The organism is Paenibacillus sp. UNC499MF, assembly GCF_900107975.1.
Taxonomy (GTDB): Bacteria; Bacillota; Bacilli; order Paenibacillales; family NBRC-103111; genus Paenibacillus_F.
In genome coordinates this window covers 1-7618 of sequence record NZ_FNVF01000030.1, presented here as the reverse complement: position 1 = coordinate 7618, position 7618 = coordinate 1, and the positions used below count along the sequence as shown (strand labels likewise).

Annotated in this window: 7 protein-coding genes and 1 tRNA gene; 3 read left to right on the top strand and 5 right to left on the bottom strand. The window is 50.9% G+C overall.

Annotation, left to right across the window (positions count from 1 at the left end; genetic code table 11):
* Window positions 1-2 precede the first annotated feature (2 nt).
* From C4S74_RS26085 to C4S74_RS26075, 3 genes are all read left to right on the top strand, one after another.
* A tRNA-Leu gene (locus C4S74_RS26085) sits at window positions 3-84 on the top strand.
* A 432-nt stretch (window positions 85-516) separates the two neighbouring features.
* Window positions 517-2127 carry an alpha/beta hydrolase gene (locus C4S74_RS26080; protein WP_103998194.1) on the top strand — a complete coding sequence of 537 codons (1611 nt, stop codon included), beginning with the start codon at window positions 517-519 and terminating at the stop codon, window positions 2125-2127.
* Between the two features lie 105 nt (window positions 2128-2232).
* Window positions 2233-2652: a pyridoxamine 5'-phosphate oxidase family protein gene (locus C4S74_RS26075; RefSeq protein WP_103998193.1), complete on the top strand. Its 420-nt coding sequence runs from the start codon at window positions 2233-2235 to the stop codon at window positions 2650-2652.
* Between the two features lie 282 nt (window positions 2653-2934).
* Here the strand turns inward: C4S74_RS26075 and C4S74_RS26070 are convergent, their stop codons facing one another.
* From C4S74_RS26070 to C4S74_RS26050, 5 genes are all read right to left on the bottom strand, one after another.
* Window positions 2935-3564 (bottom strand): ABC transporter permease, encoded by a 630-nt coding sequence (locus tag C4S74_RS26070; RefSeq protein WP_103998192.1) that lies wholly within the window; start codon window positions 3562-3564, stop codon window positions 2935-2937.
* Window positions 3565-3596: 32 nt separating this feature from the next.
* Entirely contained in the window at window positions 3597-4496 is a 900-nt protein-coding gene (locus C4S74_RS26065; protein WP_103998191.1) for a glycine betaine ABC transporter substrate-binding protein, read from the bottom strand.
* An 89-nt stretch (window positions 4497-4585) separates the two neighbouring features.
* Window positions 4586-5254: an ABC transporter permease gene (locus tag C4S74_RS26060; protein ID WP_103998190.1), complete on the bottom strand. Its 669-nt coding sequence runs from the start codon at window positions 5252-5254 to the stop codon at window positions 4586-4588.
* Entirely contained in the window at window positions 5255-6478 is a 1224-nt protein-coding gene (locus C4S74_RS26055) for an ABC transporter ATP-binding protein (protein ID WP_103998189.1), read from the bottom strand.
* Between the two features lie 97 nt (window positions 6479-6575).
* Entirely contained in the window at window positions 6576-7097 is a 522-nt protein-coding gene (locus C4S74_RS26050) for a DUF2179 domain-containing protein (RefSeq protein ID WP_103998188.1), read from the bottom strand.
* Window positions 7098-7618: the final 521 nt, after the last annotated feature.

The following is a 7618-nucleotide window of genomic DNA, read 5'->3' as shown; positions in this document are numbered from 1 at the left end:
ATGCGGTCGTGGTGGAACGGCAGACACGCTATCTTGAGGGGGTAGTGCCCAATGGGCGTGAGGGTTCAAATCCCTCCGACCGCATACCTCATTAAATAAGAGACCTTGCTGAATGAAGCGGGGTCTTTTATTTTTTTAGAAATATTTCCCGAGAAATATCGAACGGTGAGATGGGTGTCTATTTGTGCCGGATAGTTCATCGACAAATAATCATACGCATAGGCCGCATGTCGAAAAGACGGAAGCTTCGGAAATTAAGTTAACCATACCCGTCAATGGGTCAAGAAGAGAATCCGATGGTGATGCCAATTGAATGCTTTTTGCAATCAGGCGATGAATGCTGAAAATAGAGATTTACGTTTGGGGACGTCAAATCGATCGTACATAATCCTCGTGGTCCGGAAATAGTTCCGGGCTTTTTTATTTTCTTAAAATTAACATCCAGCTAATGCTGAATTGTAAATTCTTCCATATAATGGTGGAGTAACCTATTATCCATTATGAGGAGGGAATTAAATGATTCAAAAAGTGCGTGCCCGCATGATTCCGTTATTAGGTCTTTCCGCCGTTCTTGCGTGTTCTTCGGTGGTCCAAGCCGCTTTGCCTCCGGCTCCGGTTCTGCATGACGAGAACCCGTCCGGCCATTTCGGAGACTGGTACACGGGAGCGGTGCCTCCGCAGGCTTCGAAAGACAAGCCTGTCATTCTTTTCGTTCAGGGGCTTCACTCGAACTACAATACCTGGCTCAAAACGGACGGATACTATGAAGCGGCTTATAAAGCCGGGTACCGCACGGCTTTCGTGCAGCTGAAAGATGCGGACGGCACGGGCGGGGACATGTGGACCAACGGCTCGAAGCTGGCCGAGGTCATTAAGAAGGTCGCCGGTCATTACGGCGTTTCTCAAATTAACATTATCGCCCACTCCAAAGGCGGACTCGACACGCAGGCGGCTCTCCTGCATTACGGCGCCGCGCCGTATGTGAATGTCGTCCACCAGCTTTCTACGCCTAATAGAGGCTCCGAGCTGGCGGATATGGCTTACAGTGACTGGACAAGCTGGCTGGCCGAAATTCTCGGGAAGAAGGATGATGCGGTCTATTCGCTTCAAACCTCCTACATGGCTAATTTCCGGACCCAGACGGACGGCAAGCCGGGAGTTTCCGCGACCAAGACTTACATGTCCGGCGGGGAAGGCGATGACGGCTGGTTTACCGCCTACTGGTTCGCTCATGCCGTTCTGCCGGGTGAAGATGACGGTGCTGTCAGCGTGGCTTCCGCGCTCGGACTGCCCTATGGCATTAAAAGCTTTACAAAGGACATCTCCCACAGCGCGATGACGACGGCCTCCCAGACCTGGAGCCTGGTACAGCCCAAGCTGGCGCTCGGTAAAACGGCAGCCGCAGCGGCGCCGCTTCAAGAAGAGAATCTCTTTGCCGCTCAAGCAGCGCCTGCCGTTTCGGAGAATTCTTCTTTCATTATGAAAGGAGGCAGTCTCGCGAAGGGAGCCGCAAAAGAAGTATTCCCGCTGGAAAGCGGTATCGGCTCGATCTCGCTGGATGTGCTGACGGCCAAAGAAGCGACGCAAGTCACATTGACCAGCCCGTCCGGTAAAAAGATCCCGCTGAACCCGTCCCCAAGTGCGGAGAAAGACGAAGCGGTTCTGTTCTCCGATGCCGTTCATCATACGCTGACGCTAAATAACCCGGAGAAGGGGAATTGGACCCTGGAGCTGTCGGGTGAAGGGGACGCGTACTTTATGCTGGCTCGTCCGGAAAGCCGTGTGAAAGGCCAAATCAAAAACGCGCGCAAGCAATACAAACAAGGCGAAAATGCGCAAATTGCCGTTTCGTTCGACGGAGCGGGCAAGCTGGAAGACGCCAAAGCGAAAAAAGCGAAGCTGACCCGTTCCGGAGGGAAAGGCAAAGCGAAGAGCCTGCAGCAAGCGGGTGAAGTAAACCTGCAAACCTCCAAGAACGAAGTGCTCTTGGACTTTAAAGCGCCGACAGAGCCCGGGGTTTATAACCTTTCATTCGACATCAACGGTGTGAACGAACGGCAGGAGCCTTTTACACGTTCCGTGAATTACAATTTCGCCGTGACGAACGAGGCGGGCAAAGTCGAATAAAACCGCATGGCCAAAACGGCTCTTCTTCGTTTGGAGCTTCCCCGTTTCGGGTAATCTAAAAAAGAGAAAAAGAAGCGTGTTTACTCGAAAGGAGCTGGAGAGAGCATGTCGAATCCGTCTTTGGAACAGCAAATCGTAAGCGTTTTGGATAAAAACGAAATCTGCTCGTTCGGAACTGTGGAGAATGGGAAACCGCGTGTGCGCTATATGGCTTTATTTCACGAGGAATTGACCGTTTATCTGGCGACCAGCCGCAAAACCGATAAAGTGGAAGAGCTGCAGGACAATCCCCATGTACATATTCTTGTGGGCTTTGACGGCAAACCTTCTTCCGATATTCTTCAAATCGAAGCGACAGGCAGCGTAAGCACCGATGAAAGCTTGCGTGAAAAAGTATGGCGCGACGACTTCAAGGAGTGGTTTGACGGCCCTCACGACCCTGAGTATGTCATCCTGAAAATTGTCCCCAGCCGTATCGAGTATTACAGCGGTAAATCCGAGCCTCAGATATGGCAGGCCCAATAACGCTGCGAATAAAAGCACAAAGCCGAAAGGTGTCCGTTTTGGACCCTTTCGGCTTTTTATTAAATTGGCCGGATAGATGGTGGTCTGCTCCAGGATTTCTCCCGCACCGGTTAGCTTTGAATAAGAGGGCCGTTTCCTCCGGAAGGCACCGGCTCAACGTCCCGGTCCCGGTAACGCCTTATGGGGTATGTGTTCCACTTCCGGGGCGTTGCCGTACTGCCGGAAAAGCAAAAAGAACGCGGAGGCTGCATAGGCAGTCCCTCCACGTTCTTTTGATATAACCTACCGGCTGATATGCATACGTTTCTGCACCTGGCCGAGGACAAAATCCGTCAGCAGCGCGAGAAGCGCGGCCGGGATAGCTCCCGCATACAGACGGGCGGAATTGTCCATGTTGATGCCGGAATAAATCTCCCGGCCAAGACCTCCGCCTCCGATCAGCGGAGCGATGGTGGCCACGCCGATGGCGATGACCGCGGCCACACGAACGCCTGTCGCGATGAAAGGCAGCGACAGCGGAAGCTGTACCTTCCACATCAGCTGAAGCGGGCTCATGCCCACACCTCGTCCGGCTTCCGTTATCGCCGGGTTGACCTGGGTGAGCCCGACGAAGGTGTTGCGGATGATCGGCATCAGGGAATAGAGGAAGAGGCCGATGACCACTGTCTTGAAGCCGAGTCCGAATACGATCATCAGCAGCACTAGCAGCGCGAGACTCGGAAACACCTGGATAATGTTCGCGGCCGTAAGAATGACGGAACCGAGACGGCGGTAACGCGCGGCCAGAATACCCAGCGGCACCCCGACGATGAGCGCCATGAGAATGGCAAGCAGTACCATTACGATATGATCGTAAGTCAGTCCCAGCAAGTCCAGCCAGTTTTCACTAACATATTGAAAGAAAAGCTCCATATTCATGTCCCCTTAGAAGGCCTGCAGGACCTTTATTTCAGCAGTCCGATTTGTTTTAAATAGTCTTCCGCAACCTTTTTCTCATTGCGTTTTTTTACGTCTACTTCATAGTTCAAATCAATCATGGTTTTGGCATCGATCTTTCCGATAAGCAGCCCGATGATGTCGTTCAGCTCGGGATAAGCGGCCAGCAGCTCTTTCTTCACTACCGGTGAAGCGTCGTAAGGAGGGAAGAACTGTTTGTCGTCCTCCAGTGTCACCAGGTTGTATTCCTTTAATCGGGCGTCCGTGGAGTAAGCCAATACGATATCCACTTTTTTGCTGGCTACGGCGCTATAAACGAGTGCGACCTCCATAGGAAGCGTATCTCCGAATTGAAGCCCGTAATGCTTGGCGAATGCCTTATATCCGTCGCTTTCTCTTTCCAGCCAGGTCGTATCTACCCCGAGTTTAATGGAACCGGCATCCGGAATGATGTCCGAGATCTTCTTCCAGCCCTTCTCGTCCGCCAATTCCTTGCGTACCGTAAAGGCATACGTATTTTCAAATCCGTAAGGATTAAACCATTTAAAGTTAAAATGTTTATCGAAACCGGCCTGCGCCTCGGCAAGTATTTCTTCCCGGTTTCTTTTCTTGTCCTCGATCGGGAAATGCTTATTGAGCAGTTCGCCGGAATAAAGGGTGGACATCTGGATGTCGCCCTTCTTCATCGCATCGATGATCACACCGCTTGACGCAAGGTCCGGGAGGACATCCACCTTCAGGTCGGTGCGGTCCTCGATCAGCAGCTTGTACATTTGAGCCAAAATCTTCGGCTCCGAGTAAGTCTGCGTACCGATTAAAATGGTATCTCCCCGTCCGCAGCCGCTTGCTGACACAACAACCGCAGCGAGAAGGCTTGCCGCCAATAAGCGTCTTCTCACACGTTTCATTCGAAATCCCCTTTAGACGGCCTTCAAAGCGCGGCCGTTTTTTATAGTGATAAGCTTTTATTCAGCTCGTTAATGATCGTCATCAAAAATTACGCCGTTTTAGCGCCTGATGTTTTGGTGCGTGAAGTGAGCCATTTCTCCAAAGCTCCCAGCACGAAATCGGCGATCAGAGCCAAGATGACGGCCAGAATGGCGCCTGTGAAAATAAGCTCCTTCTTGTTCACGCCCATGCCCGCCACAATCAACTGGCCCAGACCGCCGGCTCCGATAAGGGTCGCCAGTGTAGCCCAACTGATAATATAGACCGTGGTCACGCGGACGCCCGACATAATGTAGGGAAGGGCCAGCGGAAGCTGAATGCGCACCAGCCGCTGGATAGAGCTGTAACCCATGCCTCTTGCGGCCTCGATCAGATGCGGATTAACCGCCTGGAAACCCGTGAATGTATTCCGCATGATAGGCATCAGGGAATACAGGAACAGGGCAATGATGGCCGGCTTCATACCGACCCCGATCAGCGGGATCAGGATGGCGAGCAGGGCGAGGCTGGGAATGGTCTGGAGCAGATTCGATAATGCGAAAACAAGCGAATTGATCCATTTAATCCGGTTTCCGGCTAAATATACGCCTATAGGGATGGCGACAATACAGCCGAAAAGGATAGACAGGAACGAAATGACAAGATGTTCCCGGAAAGCGACCAGGATATCCGGCAACCGGTCGCTAAGAAATTGACCATAGCTGTTCAGGAAGTCCATTTAAGCACCTCCGCTGCCGCCGGCCGGTACTTGCGCCACGTTTTCCGCGGAAGCTTGGTGCGTCGCTTCGGCAGATTCGGCAAATTCGTCGGACTCGGCCGGCGTATATACATCCGCGATATGACGGACTACGCTTCCTTTGGTAACGAGCCCGGCAAACGTGTTATTCTCACGCACAACCGGAATATAAGGAAGGTTATGCTCGTTCATAAGCTGGATTGCCACGGATAAGGACGTGCCGGTCTCAACCGTATGATGAAAAGGTTTAGCGATATCGGCGAGTGTGATATTTTCCTGCTTATATTTGTCGAGCACCTGAAAGATGGAGGTGGTACCGATCAGGCGGTTCTGTCTGTCTACGATGAGGAGGGAATCGACCCGGTTTTTCTCCATAATTTTAATAGCTTCCGCAAGTCCCCGTGTAGGATAGGCTGTAATCGGATGTTCAGCCATAACTTCATCGACGGTGGGGATTTCCTCGAATCCTGTATCCGCCTGAAGACGCTTTTTACCGACGAAGGATTTTACAAACTCATTGGCCGGATAACGGAGGATATGCTCCGGGCTGCCGTGCTGAACGATCTCGCCGTCCTTCATAAGCACGATATTGTCCGCGATCTTTACGGCTTCGTCCATGTCATGGGTAACGAAAATAATCGTCTTTTTCAAATCCTGCTGCAGCCGGATCAGCTCATCCTGAAGCTGTTCCCGGGAGATAGGGTCAAGCGCGCTGAACGGCTCATCCATCAAAATAATGTCGGGCTCCGCAGCCAGAGCACGGATAACGCCGATACGCTGCTGCTGCCCTCCGCTCAGTTCGGAAGGATAACGGTTGCGGAACGTGTCGGGGTCAAGAGAAACCAGGCGCAGCAGTTCATCAACCCGTGCATCTATGCGCTGCTGGTCCCATTTCAGAAGCTTGGGAACAACCGCTACATTTTTGGCGATCGTCATATGAGGAAACAGGCCTATATTTTGTATCACGTAGCCGATATTGCGTCTCAGCTCGACGGGATCCATCTGGGAAATATCTTTCCCTTTAATGGTGACTTTCCCTTCAGAGGGATTGATCAAGCGGTTGATCAGTTTCATCGTGGTAGATTTACCGCAACCGCTTGGTCCGATAAGTACGTGGAGCTGGCCTTCGGCAAACTCCAAATTAAGATCTTTCAATGCGACGAATCCATCGTCGTATCTTTTGATAACACCTTCCAGGCGAATCATTCTATGCAGCACCCCTTTTTCTCTAAGTAACAGCTGTGAAGTTCACTTATGTAACCTTTTATATAAACAAAAGGAAGCAAAATGAATCACCCGCCCGCTAAGGATTCAATCTCCTTGTCCAAAAACCGCCGCGGAAAAAACGCGGTTCGTAAGAGATCACAAAAGCTTTCGGAGCGAGTTCATGGAGCGTGCTCAGGAGCTTTTTCTCCAGGGAGCGTTTGGCGAGCACTTGCATGACCAGACGAGGACCGTCACGTCCTTCCGCCACCCAGTGAGTAACGCCGTAGCCTTTATTCCGCAGCGTATCCGGCAGAGTCGTTTCCGTATAATCGACGACGATTTGCAGAGTGGTGTACCCCAGCGCAAGCCAGCCTTCAATGCGAATCCCCAGCCAGACGCCGGCTCCCCAACCTAAGCAGTACGCGATAATGTTGACAGGGTCGTCGATGTTCTTAAGTACAATATTGAGGCCCATTAAATAAATGAAGATCTCAACTGTACTTATGCTTGCGGCGAGCAGTCTTCTTGCCTTCATCACCAAAATCATGCGGATCGTGGAGAGTGAGACATAAGCGATATTAATAACGATAATGGTAACAATGGTTTGGGCGCTTATCATGCTGATGCTCCTTTCGATGTGAGTTTGGCGCTTTCAACTTATGGAAAGGTATTACCCACAATCGCCGCGGCCGAACAGGAACGGGAGAGAAGGGAGAAGGAATGTCTGCAACCCGGCAGTTATAAGAGCGGTTTTCATTAACCCGGACGACGGCTGAAGTTGTTTCAAGCTTACCTTTGCTTTACGTTTAAGATTGCTGAATGAAGACTAAACTATACAGGGTTGCTTATATAGGAAGTTAATCGTTCATACATGTAAAAATATACCTGTTGAATCTTTCTTCACAGCCGTGGTATATTGTTCTTCCGGCCGCTGAGAAGCAGTCGGAAATGATTGAAAAAAGATGTTGCAAGCTAACAACTAATGTGATATATTATAACTCGGCCGCAAGAAACGCGGTTGAATGTGAGAATCATGTTAGATAACCTACTACAGAGTGTTAAAAATAACACTTGCATCGTTGAGATGAATGTGATAGAATGAAATTCCGGTCGCGAGAACGACTGGTACAAATGAGTAAG